Below are 17,794 nucleotides of genomic sequence, written 5' to 3' on the forward strand. Positions count from 1 at the left end.
ACTAGCTAATGCGCCGCGGGCCCATCTGTAAGTGTCAGCCGAAACCGACTTTCAGCTTTTCCTCATGAGAGGAAAAGGATTATCCGGTATTAGCACCGGTTTCCCGGTGTTATCCCAGTCTTACAGGCAGGTTGCCCACGTGTTACTCACCCGTCCGCCGCTAACCAACAGGAGCAAGCTCCTATTGATTCGCTCGACTTGCATGTATTAGGCACGCCGCCAGCGTTCGTCCTGAGCCAGGATCAAACTCTCCAAGAAAGTTGATTAGCTCATTTGTTACGTTGGCTTAGTTTCATTTCTGAAACTAAAATTTATTGTTTGTTTGCACGATTTTGTTTGTTTAGTTTTCAAAGAACAATCTCGTTACTTCGTTCGAAGCAACTTTATAAATATATCATTTCAGTCATTCATTGTCAACATTTTTTTATCAATGTTTTTAACATTAATAAGTTGTTAACTCATCAATAACGATTGCTTTAATATAATACCATCCTGCCTAGGTCACGTCAACAAAAACCTAAGATTATTTTTCCATTCCAACTTTCTTCTATAATATATAGAAAAGCCAGCCCCTTCACTAGGGCCAGCTTCCTCTTACTTGGTAATCTTAATTATTCCTTCTTGCTTCAATTCGACTTGACCTTGTTTATTCAGTACAACTTTTTCACCTTCGGCTAAGTTCGTGAAGACAATCGGAGTAATTGTAGATGTTGCATGTTCTTTAATGTAATTTAAATCAACTTTTAATAACGGCTGTCCCTGTTCAATAATGTCATTTTCAGCAACCAACGTCTCAAAACCTTGACCTTTTAAATTAACAGTATCAATACCAACATGAATCAAGATTTCACGCCCTGTATCAGATAAGATACCAATAGCATGTTTAGTAGGGAATAGGTTTACGATTTTTCCATTTACTGGTGAAACAACTGTTCCTTCGGCTGGTACAATCGCAAAGCCATCGCCCATCATTTTTCCAGCAAACACCTGATCAGGTACTTCCGTAATCGGCTTTATTTCCCCTTTAAGCGGTGCTGCAAACACTTCATTCTCACGTGCCTTTTGAATTGCATCTGAATTCACATTACTTTGTTCTGGACTTTTTTCCACTGTATCAACAGAAGTAGCACGAGGTCTCTTACCGGACATAATATCTTTCATTTGACCCTTAATTGTTTCAGAACGTGGTCCAAAAATTGCTTGAATGTTATTTCCTACTTCTAGGACACCAGCCGCACCAAGTTTTTTCAATTCAGCTTTGTCCACGTTTTTAATATCATTAACAGATACACGAAGACGTGTAATACATGCATCTAAATGAGCAATATTATCTTTTCCACCCATAGCATCTAAAATATTGGCTGCTAAATCACCTGAACCCGATTTTCCTGATGGTGCTTGGTCTTCTTCTTCCTCTAGTTCACGACCTGGAGTTTTTAAATTAAACTTGCGAATCGCAAAGCGGAAACCAAAGTAATAGATAAGCGCAAAGACAAGACCTACCGGAATAACGATCCAAGCATTTGTTTGCGGGTTAATTAATCCAAATAGAATATAGTCAATTAAACCACCTGAGAAGGTCATCCCGATTTTTACATTTAACAAGTGCATAGTCATAAATGATAACCCAGCAAAGATTGCGTGGATACCAAATAATACTGGCGCAACGAATAAGAATGAGAATTCAATTGGTTCTGTAATACCAGTTAGGAAAGAAGTTAACGCTGCAGAAGCCATTAATCCTCCTACAAACACTTTCTTTTCTGGTCGAGCTTCATGGTAAATCGCTAGTGCAGCTGCAGGAAGTCCAAACATCATGAATGGGTATTTACCTGTTGTGAATGTACCCGCAGTTAAATTTTGGACACCATCTTTAATTTGTTCCATGAAAATACGTTGGTCACCACGTACAAGATCACCAGCAGCATTGGTATAACTTCCAAATTCATACCAGAATGGCGCATAGAAAATATGATGCAATCCAAATGGTATTAATGAACGTTCAATTACCCCAAAGATAAAGGCAGCAATCGTTCTGTTGGCATCAACCATGTTCGTAGAGAATGCATTCAAGCCTGATTGAATTGGCGGCCAGATAAGAATCATTAGCAATCCTAAAAGAACAGTACTTGCAGCAGTTACAATCGGAACGAAACGCTTACCAGCAAAGAAACCTAGATATGATGGCAATTCAATTTCGAAGAATTTATTATACATATAAGCAGCAATCAACCCGACGATGATACCACCAAAAACACCCGTTTGCAGTGTAGGTATACCTAATACGGAAGCATAGCTTTGAGGATTCTTCGCAAGTGCATCTGCATCAATGCCTAAAGCAGTTCCCATTGTTGCATTCATAATAAGGAACCCTACAATCGCAGCGAGTCCAGCAACACCTTCTCCTCCTGCTAGTCCAATCGCAACCCCAACAGCAAATAATAATGACAAGTTTCCGAAGATTACACTACCGGCCTGTTCCATAATCTTCGCAACCATCGCAATGCCACTATTATCTAAGAATGGCGCGAGGTCAATTAATGTTGGGTTTTGAAGCGCATTACCAATTGCTAATAATATCCCGGCAGCAGGCAAGATCGCGACCGGTAACATAAGTGCTTTACCGACTTTTTGTAAAACACCAAAAGCATTTTTAAACATAAAAAATACCTCCTATTTTTTTGTATAGCTCATAAAGCGGTTACATATTCAAGAGAAGTAACGACAAAAAAGGCATGAGTAAAGGTCTAATTGATTAAAGCTATGGGTATAGACTACCCCATTAACCTAGTTTCAATTAAACTTTTTACTCATGCCTGATCGAATCAGTAACACGTAAAATGAATAAGTGCTATTTATATTTTTTTTGAAGTCGTTGTAAATGCATCGTCAGATATACTGCTTCTGCATCAAAAACTTTCAATTTTAAGGATTGTTGCATCACTTTTATGAGCTTCCATGAGAGATTATAGCATATAGGATATTCATCTTTCAAGAGGGAAGAAATTTTTTCTGGTTCATCCACTTTTTCACCGTTCACTACTCGTTCAATTGCAAAGCGGAGATGGCGAACTAGCCTCATGTAATCGATTCCTTCTTTATCTATTTCAATCTCCAGCTGTTCTTCGACCATAACAACCAGTCTGCTGACAAGCTGAGAATGTTGGTTTACATCAGAAAGATCCTTATTGGTTATTGCACTGTGAATGTGCAGAGCGATAAATCCAATTTCACCGATTGGAAAGCTAATGCCTGTGTTATCCTTAATAAGCTGGACAACTTCTTTAGCCACTTCATACTCATGGCGATAAAGCGCCTTCGTCTCCACTAAAAAGGGATTTTTCATTTCCATCCCTTGTGACGCTCGTGTTAAAGCAAACATTAGATGGTCGGTTAAGCCAACATGAATATGTTCATTTAACATCGAATTCGTTCGTTGTTTAATTAACTCAATCGAGGATATGATGACCTCTAAAAATTCGTTATCAATAAAAGGCAGCAATTTAATATAATTTTGTTGCTCTTTTTCATTTTTTAAGACAAAGAGTTTTTCAGCAGAGTCCTTTTCAATTAAATCACCGTGTTTGCGATTAAAGCCGATCCCTTTGCCAATCAAAACTACTTCACCATAGGAAGGGTGTTCAGCAATCAATACATTATTATTTAAAACCTTTTCAATTTTCAGCTGTGCCATACCCTTTTTCCCCATTTCTCCCATTTTACCTTTGTAATTACAGAATAAAAGACAGAAAACAGGAAGTCAACGACAATGTTCGACAACATTATGTCGTGTTAGTTGGTAATTTATTCGAATTTTATTTTTTGAAAAAAGGTTCTGTTAAAAGTCATTCAACAGCCAAGTTTAACAGAGCTATAAAAAATAAAGGAACTGTGGCTGCCCACAGTTCCCTTTAACGTTATTTTAAGAAAATGAAATATAGCACAAAAATCACAAAGAAGAAGTACATAATTGGGTTGATTTCTTTTGTTCGACCCTTGATGATCATTGTGATTGGGTAAAAGATAAAGCCAACTGCAATACCTGTTGCAATGCTGTAAGTCAGCGGCATCGCAATCATTGTTAAGAATGCCGGTACCGCAATTTCAAAACGTTGCCAATCAATTTTTCCTAATGAAGATACCATTAACACCCCAACAATAATTAACGCAGGTGCTGTTACAGGTGCAGTAACAACCGATAATAACGGAAAGAAGAACAGCGATAAAATAAAGAATCCAGCTGTTACTAAGGCTGCAAATCCAGTTCTAGCACCAGCGGCAACCCCTGCAGACGACTCGATGTAAGATGTTGTGGTTGATGTACCTAGTACAGCACCAACAGTTGTTGCAATCGAATCCGAAATTAGCGCGCGTCCAGCTCGAGGAAGCTTATTGTCTTTCATAATTCCCGCTTGGTTAGCTACTGCGACAAGTGTCCCAGCATTGTCAAAGAAATCAACAAACAAGAAGGTAAGCACTATTCCAAGCATGGCTGTTGAATAAAAAGAGCTATCTCCGAACGAAGAGAAGGCTGCACCAAACGTCGGTGATAAACTTGGAACAGAATCAACTACTTTAGTCGGCATATCAATTAAGTGAAAGATCATTCCCACGATTACTGTGATGACCATCCCATAAAAAACGGCTCCGTTAATACCTTTAGTCATCATAATTACTGTTACGACGATACCAAAAATAGCAAGCAGTGTAGGTCCTGCAGTCAAATCGCCTAATCCAACTAGTGTTGCATCATTATTGACCACAATTCCAGCATTTTGTAATCCGATAAACGTAATGAACAAGCCAATCCCAGCACCAACAGCATGTTTTAATTCAACTGGAATTGCGTTTATGATTTTTTCACGCAGGCCAGTGAGAGTCAATAAGAAGAAAAATACACCTGAGATAAGAACTGCACCAAGGGCATGCTGCCAAGGAATTCCGCTCCCTAATACCACTGTATAAGCAAAGAACGCATTTAAGCCCATTCCCGGAGCAAGCGCTAGTGGATACTTTCCAAGAAGCCCCATGACAATCGAACCTAGTGCCGATGCAAGCGCAGTTGCCACAAATACTGCACCATAATCCATTCGTAAAGCATCGGGATAGTCCTTTATGGATGCTAATGACAATGTCAACGGGTTAACAACTAATATATAAGCCATTGCTAAGAAGGTGGTTAGTCCCCCAATAAACTCACGGCGATAATTTGTCCCATGTTTCTCAAACTCAAAATACTTATGCATTCTTTTTCCCCCTAAGGTTCTTTCTTTATTGTTTATGCAAAAAAGCTCCGGTTTATTCTACCGGAGCTGACGTAAGGCATGTGCAATAAATAGAGGAATAGAAAGCATACCTCTTATATTAAACACTGCCTCGTAGTCAAGCCATTTACGGTGGCTCGGTAGAAACTTTTGGGCCATATCCCCAAGATTATACGATGCAATTATTATTCACTTCTCTTAACACGTTTTTTATTTTAGCAGGAAAGAAACATCTTGTAAACAAAAAATACGAACGATATTAAAATAAATTTTAACATTGTTCGTGAATATGGGTGTTCTTGAAATAAATAGTCACTTTTTCCAAAATAAATAAGAACTGGAACCTAGTATCGGTTCCAGTTCTTCGTTTTTCTTATGGTCTAGCTCCAGCGCCTAGGGGCTCGGGGTCATAAGCCAATCCGTCAAGAAGGTTAAAGAGCAACCTTCTCGCCGGCTCGTCTTATGCCTGTCGCCCCTGAACAAGGCGCTTCCGCTTTTCTTATTCCCACTCTATTGTTGCAGGTGGCTTGCTGGTAATGTCGTAAACCACCCGGTTGACATGAGCTACTTCGTTAACAATTCTTGTTGAAATGACTTCTAAGACATCCCAAGGGATCCTTGCCCAATCGGACGTCATTCCGTCAATGGAGGTCACCGCACGAATTCCAATCGTGTAATCGTAGGTTCTTGCATCCCCCATTACACCGACACTGCGAATGTCCGGTAATACAGTGAAATACTGCCAAATCTCCCGGTCGAGCCCGGCTTTTTTAATTTCCTCACGCAGGATCCAATCTGATTCACGGACGATTTCCAGTTTATCATCTGAAATAGCCCCTAACACACGGATTCCAAGACCCGGGCCAGGGAATGGCTGTCTCCAGACGATATCATCCGGAATACCTAGCTCGGTTCCAAGAGCTCGGACTTCATCCTTAAATAGGGTGTTTAGCGGTTCGATTAGTTTAAATTGCATATCTTCCGGTAATCCGCCTACATTATGATGGGACTTAATCGTTTGTGCAGTTGCCGTACCACTTTCAATAATATCAGTATAAAGCGTGCCTTGAGCTAAAAACTCAATACCCTCCAGTTTTGTCGCTTCATCATCAAATACATAAATAAACTCATTACCAATGATTTTTCGCTTTTTCTCAGGGTCAGAAACACCTTCGAGTTTCGATAAGAAACGGTCTTTGGCATCAACCTTGATTACATTCATATGGAAGCCTTCAGAAAAAGTCTTCATCACGCTCTCTGCCTCATTTTTACGAAGCAGACCGTGGTCAACAAAAATACAGGTCAATTGGTCACCGATTGCCTTATGAATCAGCACAGCAACAACGGAAGAGTCCACCCCGCCACTTAAAGCACAAAGAACTTTTTTATTGCCTACCGTCTCACGAATTTTTGCCATTTCCATTTCAATGAAATTGCCCATCGACCAATCACCAGTGCATTCACACACATTAAAGACAAAATTCCTTAGCAGTTCATTCCCATAAACAGAATGACGTACTTCCGGGTGAAACTGCACAGCGTAAAGCTTTCGCTCTTCATTACTCATGGCAGAAATCGGACAAGTTGGATTTGTGCCATCCACAGTAAAACCTGCAGGGGCTTCCACGACAAGGTCACCATGACTCATCCACACGGTCTGCTCATTTGGCAGGCCGGTAAATAGCGCAGATGGATTCTGTACCGTCATCGTTGCTTTTCCATATTCACGTTCCTTCGCTTTTTCAACCTTACCATTAAAATGGACGGTCATTAATTGCATCCCGTAGCAAATCCCAAGGATAGGCAGACCCATTTCAAAAATCGCTTCATCACAGCGGAAGGAATTTTCATCGTACACACTATTTGGCCCACCGGAGAAAATAATCCCTTTTGGGTTTAACTGACGTATTTCTTCAGCTGTAATCGTATGAGGATGCAGCTCACTGTATACCCCAAATTCACGAATCCTGCGGGTAATTAACTGGTTATATTGACTCCCAAAATCTAATACAATAATCATCTCATGCTTGCCTGGCAAAGCATCCACCTCAATCTTCTCAAGTTATAGTTATTATGAACCTTTACAGCAAAGGATATAAAAAAAACTAGAATTCTCCCCTCCATAAAAATATCAGGAAGGCAGAATTCTAGTTTTCTCGTAATAAGACCACAGAAAAATCCTGCCTTCATAGTCAGGTCATTATACGGTGACCCGGTAGAGACTCTCGAACCAAATTTTCGAGGATATATGAAGGAAACGTACTATATTTTGAACAGCATTGGCACCTTTTTTAGCAGATGCTAATACTAAACATGAATTAGTACATATTGTAACAATAGGTTGTTTTTCTGGTCAAGCAATTGTCTTTTTGATTAAATTTTCCCACAATTCATGCGATTCTTTCCAGGTTCCCTTTGGTAATTGCTGGTGATATAGATAATTTTCATAAATAGCCGTCAATTGTGACATTTCTCTTGTTGAAAAGAAGGAGTCAATATAACGGGCATAGTTTCGTAGTGTTTGGTTATCCTTCCGCTTTAAACCGTAGCGTTCAAACTGTTCCAACAAAGCTAAGTAGGCAGCACTGATGTTTTCGTCCTTTTTCTTAAATCGGAAAACCGCTAACAGACAGTACGGAACCCATTTACCGCGAATGCGGTAAAGAATACCCACAATTGCAGCAGCTATTATGATTATGAGAACCATCCGCTTCCAATTGTTTTTCACAAACAATTGGATCTCTGCCCAGATTCTTTTAACATCAAAGAATGACTTCGAATCGTTTGCTTTATTAGGATCCTCAATCTCTTCCTGCTGAGGCTTTTTCACTGGCGACGGGCTGGTTTCTTGATTATTGGATGATGATGGGCCATTGGTTTCGTAATTGATGATTATTTCGTTTGAAAAGCCCTTGGTTGGCTCAAACGGCACCCAGCCTTGATTCGGAAAATAGACCTCAACCCAAGAGTGGGCATTATTATTTGTTACCTCATACACTTGAGTCCCTGAAGTCTCATCACTATATTGGAGGAAATCTCCGCCTGTGAACCCTTTTACCCAACGCGTTGGAATCCCGAGTGTTCGTAGCATCACAGCCATCGAAGTGGAAAAATTGTCACAATAACCCCTTTTTGTCTCAAACAAAAATTGATCAACATAGTCATCTTCGGTGTCAGGCACCGCGACATTTTTCTGGTCATAAGTGAACGCGGATCTTCCAAAATAACTTTCTATCGCTTTTGCTTTATCAAACCAATTGGTTTTTGTGGCCGTAATCTCTTCTGCTAATTCTTTCACTCGTGGCGGGAGATTCTCCGGCAGGAGTGTATATCTTTGATAAAATTCCTCATTGATGATAGTTGGATCATAGCTCGATGTTTGGACTAAGTCTGAAGCTTTGTACTTTGGTTTTTTATATTCAACGGTAAAGACCTGTGGTACAGCAGGGATATCGTCATTAGACAAAAGGCTGATTCGCTCATTCGTCGTATCGATTTCATATCGATTGCCTCCAGGAAGCATCTTTAAAACTTTGGTTATTCCGGCAGGATACATAAGAAAGTTGAAATTATATTCTGGACTTGTCACCACCCGCGAGGACTCTTTAATGGTCTCTACGGTGTCAGGCACCGAAAAGACAGGGACAAGATTTTCCTGACGAAAGGCTATAGGTGTGGTACCAGAGGCCAGCCAGCCTTTTCCTGTATACATATCCTTTGTTTCCATCTTCCAATAATTCTTTCCGTTCCCTTCATACTGAAAGACACGGTTGTTGTCCCCTATAAATGGACCACCTAATTGTTCATCATTGGTTCCGTAACCGATTCGATTGACTCCGCTCACCTTACGTTCAGGAACTTTGTCGTTATTGGCTGTTAGATATGGAACTGGGTCAGGCCAAATTGGTGCGGCTTTCGGTGCGGCTATGCCAACTACAACACTTAACGAAATCATTACAGCCAGCGGCACCATCCACTTTCGCAGAAAAGTCGGTTCAGTGCTGACATTTTCTTTTTGAACGATTCGGTAATATGTCAGCATACCCATCACCGCAAAACCAGCCACAACCGTTCTAACAATGGCGAATTTGGCAATATAAGGCGTAAATGTATCTAAAACAGTAATATAGACTAGGGTCATAAAGAAAAATATAAAGATCCGCTTTCGGTTTAAGATCCAGTAATTGATTAAGTACACCATTAGCCAAAGCAAGATGAAAAATAACAATGTCCTGAACTCGTTGGATAAGCCATTCCAATTCCTTGCTGTAAGTAGACCAAAGTTATCAATGGTATCTCTAAAGAAGGTCGTAATCCACGTTGAATCAAAGAACCCTTCATCATAGTGAAGTTGGTTTATAGCGAATAAAATAAAGATCGTTTTGACACTAAAGTTCCAAATCCATTTCAAATGAAAGTAAGATACAGCAAACGAAATCACAATAAAGATAAAAAACATCTCAATATGATCAGTTTCTGTTAATTGTTCAATTGGCCGCAGCCATTCACTCAATAGTAAAAAGCTAAATGTGTATAACAAAAAGGATGAAAAATCTTTTTTGATCACCGGAAGTTCACCTCCGAAAAGGCTGCCGCGAGTTCGCCTTCCTGAACCAAGACAACTCGGACTCCACGCGCATTAGCGATTGCCATTAGCGAGCGTTCCTCATCTGTCGGTGCTTCTTTCTCTCCTTTAATCAGAAAAAGCGTAATTGATCCTCCCTTTCGCTGACCTAGGAAGCTTGCTTTTTCAATCAGGGGTTTCGTAATTTGTGCGGTGATTAGCATAAACGAAACCGTTTGCTGAATGAGAAGACCATCTGTATCCAACACCTTTTCAAACGGAGATATACATTTCGCCTCTATTTTTGCTAGATGAAAAAAAAGCTGCTGGAGATGTTGTTCTCCACCGCGAATGGGGAAAGAGGCACGTTCGTTGCTAATCGTTAACAGACCGGTCTGGGCTCCTTTTTTCAAAATAGCCCGCAATAATGAGGCTGTAAAGGAGACAACAGGCTCAAACTGCTTCGTCGGGACACAATCCATGACCACAACGACATCATGTGATTGTCGCTGTTCAAATTCCTTTGTCATAAGGATATTTCGTTTAGCGGATGCTTTCCAGTTAATCCATGAGAAGCGGTCACCCGGCTGGTAATCCCTAACCCCAGTCGCCATAGATGTATCACGTTGGACTCGTTCCCTTGAAGCCGTCAGACCAGAATCATAATGATTTTCGAATGATCGATATAATAACTCTGTATACGCTGGATAGACAATGATTTTACCGTCCAAGGCGACCTTTTTTTCTTTTTCAAATAAACCAAGCGGATCTCCAACTCTCAAGGTAAAGGATTCAAAAAAATGTTCCCCGCGCGGCAGTTCAGCAATGATATATTCATAGGAAAATTCCTTTTTTAAGCCCGGGAGTAGCAGGGCTTTCGGTTTCTTTTGCTGGGGAGCAAATTTCAAGGATTCATTTAACTGATCCTCAATCAGTAAATAAAAAAGCGGAAATGATTTTGCTCTTTTTACTGTAACAATTACCTTTAAAGGTTCTCCGGCATTAAAATCTGTTTTTGGCAATATTCTTGTTACTTCTAGTTCATTTAAAGAATAAAAAGAGATGGCAGCACAATAAATGGCAAAGGGTAAAAAGCTATAAAATAAAAACCAGCTCACAAATCCCCCTTGAAACATGGCATAGGAGAAAGCTAATAAAATTAAAAAAAGCAGCAGGATAAACTTCCATACTTTTTTCAATATCATCCAAGTTTTTTTCATTTATTTCACTAACCTTTGAACTGGAACCGGAACTCTGGCAACCACCTGGTTCACTAAATCTTCAGCCGAAATCCCTTCGAATTTTGCCTCCGACTTTAAAATAATCCGGTGGGATAAGACAAATCGAGCTAGATATTGAATATCATCAGGAAGAACATAATCGCGGCCAAACATATACGCATAGGCCTGAGCTGCTTTCATCAAGGCAATCGATCCCCTTGGACTTGCCCCAAGGTAGACACTGCCGTGGCCCCTTGTACGGTTAACGATATCGACAATGTAGCGCTTCATCGTATCATCGACAAACACATCTTTGATCTCTTTTTGTAAATCAAGAAGACCTTCAAGGTCAATGACGGGAGTTAACTCCTCAATCGGCGGGACCTTTTGCGCTCTGTTCAACACTTCCATTTCCTCTTGTACGTCTGGATAACCCATTCTCATTTTTAATAAAAAACGATCAAGCTGTGCCTCGGGAAGTGGATAGGTCCCTTCGTATTCGATCGGATTTTGCGTTGCCATAACAAAGAATGGCTTGTTCAGTTGATGGGTCACACCATCAATGGTGACACTTGCTTCCTCCATCCCTTCTAAAAGGGCTGACTGGGTTTTCGGGGAAGTCCTGTTAATCTCATCGGCAAGTATGATATTCCCCATTAACGGACCGGGGCGAAATTGAAATTCCATTTCTTTTGGATTATATATGGAGACTCCGGTTACATCGGATGGCAGAAGATCCGGAGTGAATTGAATTCTACGGAAATTGGCATTCACCGACTTGGCCAACGCACGGACCATCATCGTCTTCCCAACACCTGGTACGTCTTCTAAGAGGACGTGGCCGCCAGCTAAAAGGGCAACCAGACTAAGTTCAGCAACGTCCCTTTTTCCAATCATAACCTTTTCAATGTTTACTAGGATTTTCTCTATTGTGGGATTCTTTTGATCAAAAGACAAGGTGATTCCTCCTCGAGCGGATTATACCTATTTTTGGGCATTCCATTTAAGTATTCTATATATTCCTAAAATATTCCTTTATATGCAGACACACAATATTCAAAACTAGGTAAAAATTAGAAGTAGATGCTATAAAAAAGGTTCCTCTAAACAAGGCTGTGTTAAACTTGTCTGTTGATTTCCGTTCCAGGCACTTCGCTTTCCGCGGGCGTGCCGGGAAGCCTCCTCGTCGCTTTGCTCCTGCGGGGTCTCCCCTGCCCCGTACTCCCGCAGGAGTCTTCGTGCCTTCCACTCCAATCAACAGAGTGTCAAAATCAACCTTAACCTTTACACAGCCTTAAACAAAAAAAGTCTACTTCATCAAAAGAAGCAGACCAAAGAGTTTTGGGATTGGGTACGTGCTATATCATGAATTTCACTACTTTACATCATAATTCTCTTGAATAAATTTCATTTCTTCTTCAGGTGAAGCTGTGCCTTTGGCTTTTCCAACCGTGCCGCCCTGCAGCTCCCAAATGGCATTGTGGTTCATAACCACGTAATCGAAATCGCCTTTATCCCAAGATTTTAATATAGTTAAATAAACATCACTATTCTCATATACTTTTTTATTGGCTTCTACCACTTGTAGTAATCTTTTCACCCGCTCAGGCGTTAAAGGCAGTGCACCCCACTTTTTGTCTGCTAAAACCTTTTGGTGTGACATATTATGTATGGCTTGCTGAACAGCATTTTCACTTATACTAAGCGGAATTTCATGATCAACCTTTTTAGTTTGTTCATGGACTTGAACTACTTTTTCACCAGTTGGGGCAGTTCCTACGCTAACAGAGACATTTTCTTTATCAAAATATAAATAACCCCCAGCCACTAACACCGCGAGTACGACAGGTATCCATATTTTTTTAGGTATTTTTTTCATTGCTTCTTCTGCTCCTCTAATCAGAAGTTCTGGAGTGTCACTCCATCCCTCCAAGATAGGCTTAAACTAAATAATTCCACATTTCCCCTATATTTTCCTTTAAAACCTCTTGAAAAATGGAAATCTATCATAAAAAAAGTCTACTCAATAAAAAGAGTAGACTTACCATTACATTCCTTCTCCTACCATTTGTTCCTTCGCTTAAATTGAATTTTCCGGAAATTCTTTATAATATCTATCATCTTTTTGGATTTATATAAAAAAGGGATGCCAAGCCCATTTGACTTTGAATCCTTGAATGCTGGTTTAGAAATATGTTAAATGAATCTCTGCTTGACTACTCCGCATGTCCACCCATGGGTTAATTACGCCCCAATCAAATTCTATTTGGTTTTTAATTCCCAATTGTTCACCCAATAATGTAATTAACCATTTTCTATGTTTTTTAGCGATAGTCATACAGTCTTCTTCCATATCCGAATAAGCTCTCAGGGTAACCTTACTTATTTTTTCATCAGTAAATACTAATTGGATAAGAAATGATTCTGAATATATAGATTGTGGAGACAAAAAATACACAATTCTAGTGGAATTTTCTTCTCTAATCTTAATATTTAAATTTTTATTTCTAAAACTATCCAAAGTAGTTATGCTTTTGATAGTAATCCCACCAACCTCTAATGTTCCTGCCATTAATTTATCCATTATCATGTTTATCCCTCCACTGTATTTACAAAATACTCCTAGAGTTATTTATTTAATCTTTCATGTATGCCTACTAGTTTATATAGTTTATCATAAGCAGTATTTTCATCTTCTGCTTTAAAAATAATCGATGTAAAGCTTCTCTCATCGGTTTCATATACTTTGCAAATTCTATCCTCACCGTCATAAAAACATCCTAAGACAAAGGAGGCTTCTGTAATGCAATCCGTTTCAATCTGATATGCACCAATATTAGGATTTTCATTTGAAATCTTATTTAAAAATTCATTTTTTGTCATAATTCTATTCACTCTCTTATTTACTGGTATAATATATTTTCCTCAATCTTTTAATAAAATTGTCAAGCGCATCACTTTGGGAGCTCCCGCGGAAATAGAAATCAAACGCGACGGTAAGCATGTTCACTTTATTATGACTGGGGAAAAAATTGCGTTATTGATTGGAAAAAGTAAATCCCTCACCACAATATTTATAAATCTCCTGGATTAATAGCTGTTTTTTCTTCCATGAGTTTTACCTTACTTTTAGGCACCCATCCAAGCCATGTATCACGATCTACTCTTGGTAGATTTAAATCATTTCCAATAAGTGAAGAGACTGCGGCCACTTGGTACTCATTTCCTTTTTCCTGTAAAATTTGGACTTTCTCCCCTTGGATAATTCCATAAAGGGCAATACTCACACAATCCACTAATTCGCTTGGATCTACTATTTTTGAATATACCCCAGTATTATAAAGATCCTCAAATGTACTATCAATTTTTCCTTTTTCTTCGGTTATAATCTTAACATTATTATCCATATCCCCGGTTATTTCATATTCAGTTCCTCTGTACTTACCATATATTCCTGACTTCAACATTACATTCACCTCTATCTGAGCTTTTCTCGATTCATCCCTTCATTCAAATCCACTTATTCATACTTCTCGTTATCTATTACGTATGACTCTTCCAATGTCACTTCTTTTCTAGTAGTTGTTTTCCTCAAATAATTCTCTTTAACATAAATAAGTTGATAATCATCATTCGGGCCAAGTCTTTTCGTAAAAAGATCTCTATCTTGATAGTCCAGATTACATTCTCTTCCTATATTAGGATCGACTGTAACAATTTCTATCTCTTTACTATCCTTGAAATGACCAACAACAAAGAATTCATAATTTTTATATTGGGCCATAAAATACTCACGAAATAACTCTGTTACATCTTCCTTATTTACTTCTCTTACATATAAATCTTTAGTATATGCCGACATTGCGGGCCTAAAATCTATTTCTTTTCGGTGTGAAAATAATTCAATTTTTCTTATTTCCCCTGCAACTCTATTAATGGAAGCTCGATATTTTTTATTTTTGTAAATAGCAACTTCTCTATTCACATTCCCACCACACTTCTATTAGTTCCTATTAAAATAGGAATAATATAAATTTACTGAAACAATATTTTCTCTGTTCTCAATCTTCTAATAAAATTTTCAAGCGCATCACTTTCATTATCAAATACAGTTATGGAACCTTGGACAACACTAGCTCTCTCATCAGTTACATATACTTCCCAATTAATATTATTACCACTTATCCCTACTTCATTTTCTCTTAATAGATGATCATTATACCAATTAAAACGTTGCAGCCCTTCGTTTTTTATAATTTCTTTTGCTTCTTCATGCGTCATATTAATTCTCCTTAACTGTAAGCAAAAAAACCTTAAAAGGCATATAGCCAATCAAGGTTTTATAATAATCGCATTATATAAATACATTACCTTTTAATTGGCTTTTTTCTCTAAATTGCTTATGTTTTTATATGTTATTACGTTTCCTTCTACTTTCTGTAATACTATACATTAAATCAAATATTTCTTCTTCTGATCCTTGTTGCACGATATCAAAATCCTGTCGTTCACCTACCATATATAATTTCCAAACTCCATCCTCTTGAAAACATCCTGTAATATATGGTATTTCTTTCTTATCTCCAATCACTATATTTAATTTTGAAATATCTATATTTTGTTTAACAATATAATTATCATATTCTACTCTAGTCATAGTTTATCCCTCTTTCAGTATACCTAATTGTTTTAAAACATAGCCCGAGACAGGTGTGTTTATTTGTCCAGCTCCTCCATTTGCCAAAATAGTATTCATACTTTCATCATACCAAGGAGCGGCTTTTCCCATAACACCATATGTTGCATCGATCCCTTTTTCTTCACACATAGTTTTCAACAGTTGATTATTCTGAAATTTATTGTATTCCAAGTTCCAAGTAATTAAGTCATTTTTATCAGCATGCAAAATTTTACCATATTCCTTATTAAGATTTATTTCATCTATTATTTTATTTAAATTATCAACGTCTTTATTTCTTATACAATCAATAGCATCAAAATAGTGAGTAGAATCAAACAAGTACGTGTGATATGCCGAAGGATTATCAATATAACAAATTGCTCGTTCATCCATATTAAGCGGAACACCATTTTCTGGAATTACCGCAAAATTATTACCATACGGTGAACCTATTCTATCAAGATTTTCAGGTATAGGATGTTCTTTTGATACGGATAAAATTGGCTTTGTTTTATCCAACCCTGGAAATTCCGGCCAATTCACTGGCGGCCAATCTCCCCAATCAGTATAATTGCTTTCACTCGTTAAAAATTTATGATCCCCGACAACATTAAAGTCTACCTTTTGTTCTGCAGTTAACATTTCAAAATTTTCTCGCATTATTTTTACCTTATCGACATTAGACAGAGTTTTGTCACTCCAAACATTCTCTCTTAAAAACGCATTAAAATCATCTCTATCTCTAAAGGATTCTTTAAAATAATCAGCCTTAAATTCTTCTTTAACAGATGTACTTTCCATTTTAGAACCCTTACTTCCAAGATTAACCCCATCAATCCTGCTCAACACATCTTTCAGCTTAATCTCCACCGCATGAGTATTCTCAACAGGGATTCGAACCTTTCCAACATCGCCCGCATCGTCAAATGCCAAGCCCATCCGCCGCGACGGGGTTATGTTTTTCGCATGAGTTATTGCGGAATCAACTAACCTTCCTGCTTCTAGTGTATCTTTTGCCAATTTACTTTTCACTACATTTGTCGTATCTAATATAGCCGCTGAGGCACTCTTCAAACGTGTAAGGGATTGCTGACCGGCTGTTTTAACCATATTGTCGATATGTATGACACCTTGGCGGAAACTCCCTTGAGCACCAGTCCTTAAACCTAGTTGTCCTATCGTATCTCCTACGTTGGCAAGTCTTACGGTACTGCTGAATTTCGTTAACCCGCTGACACCAGGAACAATATCCAATGGAGCTAATAGTCCGCGAAACCAGCGTTCCCCTGTCCCAAGCTCCCGGCCTGATACCCAATCCTTGCCGGAAACAGCTGAACTCAATTCCATCGCGCCATATGCTGCCCCTAAAGCCATACCTGCCGGAGGACAGATGAGTGTCGTCCCTACAATGACTACTAACGTCCCAATTTGCACCCAAAATTCTTTGTTTTCTTGTTGGTTCCGAATCGATTCATACTCAAAAGCACGTGTATTTAAAACGGCTTGTTGATATTCTTCTTGCGAGAAATCCTGGTCTGGATTAAGTTCTTTCCAGGCATCGTATTCTAGCTTCATTTGACTTGCATAATAATTATCTCCACTAAACAAGTCATCCAAACTTACTTCCGTTTTAGGCACTTCAAACGATTGAGCAGGACCGTAACCCGCATAGACATACTGAGTCTCTGTCACCCCAACTCGATTAGTTGTCGTATAATTGGAAATCGTTAAATCCCGCATTGCCTCGACAAACGCATCCATATCTTCATAGAATGGCTGATCAATTGTGCGGTCAACAATCTCTCCGACCTTCCCAGTAAAGTTGTGTAATATCTCGAAGTCTTCAAATAATCCCTGGTACTTGCTTTTTTGACTGGTGTGATGAAAGGTTATGACCCCATCACTATCATAGTTCGTGATATCAGACTCAGCATCCTCTAAGTTATCACTTAGATCTTTCAGCGTATCAATCATTCCTTTGCCCCAGCGGCCAAGGCCAATTAAATCTCCAATGCCGTCTTTCATCTTTTCCCAGTCTGACGGGATATATTTTACATCCATTCAA

General features: G+C 38.8%; 15 protein-coding genes, 1 rRNA gene and 2 riboswitches. All 16 genes read right to left on the minus strand.

The features are described 5' to 3' along the window. Window positions 1-258: ribosomal RNA gene (locus BR30_RS0111770) — 16S ribosomal RNA — on the minus strand; the annotation flags it as partial. Between the two features lie 336 nt (window positions 259-594). Next, complete coding sequence (gene ptsG, locus BR30_RS0111775) at window positions 595-2,661, minus strand: glucose-specific PTS transporter subunit IIBC (protein ID WP_026565195.1); 2,067 nt, start codon at window positions 2,659-2,661, stop codon at window positions 595-597. 190 nt (window positions 2,662-2,851) lie between these two features. After that, window positions 2,852-3,694, minus strand: coding sequence for a glucose PTS transporter transcription antiterminator GlcT (gene glcT / locus BR30_RS0111780; RefSeq protein ID WP_026565196.1), 843 nt, complete (start codon window positions 3,692-3,694; stop codon window positions 2,852-2,854). A 223-nt stretch (window positions 3,695-3,917) separates the two neighbouring features. Then, window positions 3,918-5,246 carry an NCS2 family permease gene (locus tag BR30_RS0111785; RefSeq protein ID WP_026565197.1) on the minus strand — a complete coding sequence of 443 codons (1,329 nt, stop codon included), beginning with the start codon at window positions 5,244-5,246 and terminating at the stop codon, window positions 3,918-3,920. Window positions 5,247-5,359: 113 nt separating this feature from the next. After that, window positions 5,360-5,461: riboswitch (purine riboswitch) on the minus strand. A 302-nt stretch (window positions 5,462-5,763) separates the two neighbouring features. Further along, window positions 5,764-7,284, minus strand: a complete 1,521-nt coding sequence (gene guaA, locus BR30_RS0111790) for a glutamine-hydrolyzing GMP synthase (protein ID WP_035445460.1) — start codon at window positions 7,282-7,284, stop codon at window positions 5,764-5,766. A 149-nt stretch (window positions 7,285-7,433) separates the two neighbouring features. Beyond that, window positions 7,434-7,536, minus strand: a riboswitch (purine riboswitch). An 81-nt stretch (window positions 7,537-7,617) separates the two neighbouring features. Next, window positions 7,618-9,831 (minus strand): transglutaminase TgpA family protein, encoded by a 2,214-nt coding sequence (locus BR30_RS0111795; protein WP_026565199.1) that lies wholly within the window; start codon window positions 9,829-9,831, stop codon window positions 7,618-7,620. Continuing rightward, entirely contained in the window at window positions 9,828-11,048 is a 1,221-nt protein-coding gene (locus tag BR30_RS0111800) for a DUF58 domain-containing protein (RefSeq protein ID WP_026565200.1), read from the minus strand. The genes BR30_RS0111795 and BR30_RS0111800 overlap by 4 nt, the downstream gene beginning before the upstream one ends. Continuing rightward, on the minus strand, window positions 11,049-12,005 hold the full coding sequence (locus tag BR30_RS0111805) for an AAA family ATPase (RefSeq protein ID WP_026565201.1): 957 nt from the start codon (window positions 12,003-12,005) through the stop codon (window positions 11,049-11,051). 418 nt (window positions 12,006-12,423) lie between these two features. Beyond that, window positions 12,424-12,981, minus strand: a complete 558-nt coding sequence (locus BR30_RS0111810) for a DUF6241 domain-containing protein (protein WP_051633580.1) — start codon at window positions 12,979-12,981, stop codon at window positions 12,424-12,426. 252 nt (window positions 12,982-13,233) lie between these two features. Further along, window positions 13,234-13,638 (minus strand): hypothetical protein, encoded by a 405-nt coding sequence (locus tag BR30_RS0111815; RefSeq protein ID WP_026565203.1) that lies wholly within the window; start codon window positions 13,636-13,638, stop codon window positions 13,234-13,236. A gap of 38 nt (window positions 13,639-13,676) precedes the next feature. Further along, window positions 13,677-13,931: a hypothetical protein gene (locus tag BR30_RS0111820; protein WP_026565204.1), complete on the minus strand. Its 255-nt coding sequence runs from the start codon at window positions 13,929-13,931 to the stop codon at window positions 13,677-13,679. A 191-nt stretch (window positions 13,932-14,122) separates the two neighbouring features. Next, window positions 14,123-14,515, minus strand: a complete 393-nt coding sequence (locus BR30_RS0111825; protein WP_026565205.1) for a hypothetical protein — start codon at window positions 14,513-14,515, stop codon at window positions 14,123-14,125. Window positions 14,516-14,568: 53 nt separating this feature from the next. Beyond that, window positions 14,569-15,033, minus strand: coding sequence for a hypothetical protein (locus BR30_RS0111830; protein WP_026565206.1), 465 nt, complete (start codon window positions 15,031-15,033; stop codon window positions 14,569-14,571). Window positions 15,034-15,083: 50 nt separating this feature from the next. Beyond that, on the minus strand, window positions 15,084-15,329 hold the full coding sequence (locus tag BR30_RS0111835) for an Imm59 family immunity protein (RefSeq protein ID WP_026565207.1): 246 nt from the start codon (window positions 15,327-15,329) through the stop codon (window positions 15,084-15,086). Between the two features lie 127 nt (window positions 15,330-15,456). Continuing rightward, on the minus strand, window positions 15,457-15,705 hold the full coding sequence (locus tag BR30_RS0111840; RefSeq protein ID WP_026565208.1) for a hypothetical protein: 249 nt from the start codon (window positions 15,703-15,705) through the stop codon (window positions 15,457-15,459). A gap of 3 nt (window positions 15,706-15,708) precedes the next feature. After that, a complete protein-coding gene (locus tag BR30_RS35190; protein WP_051633581.1) occupies window positions 15,709-17,790 on the minus strand; it encodes a hypothetical protein in 2,082 nt (693 codons plus the stop codon). Between the last annotated feature and the right edge of the window lie 4 nt (window positions 17,791-17,794).

This window comes from Bacillus sp. UNC41MFS5 (assembly GCF_000686805.1).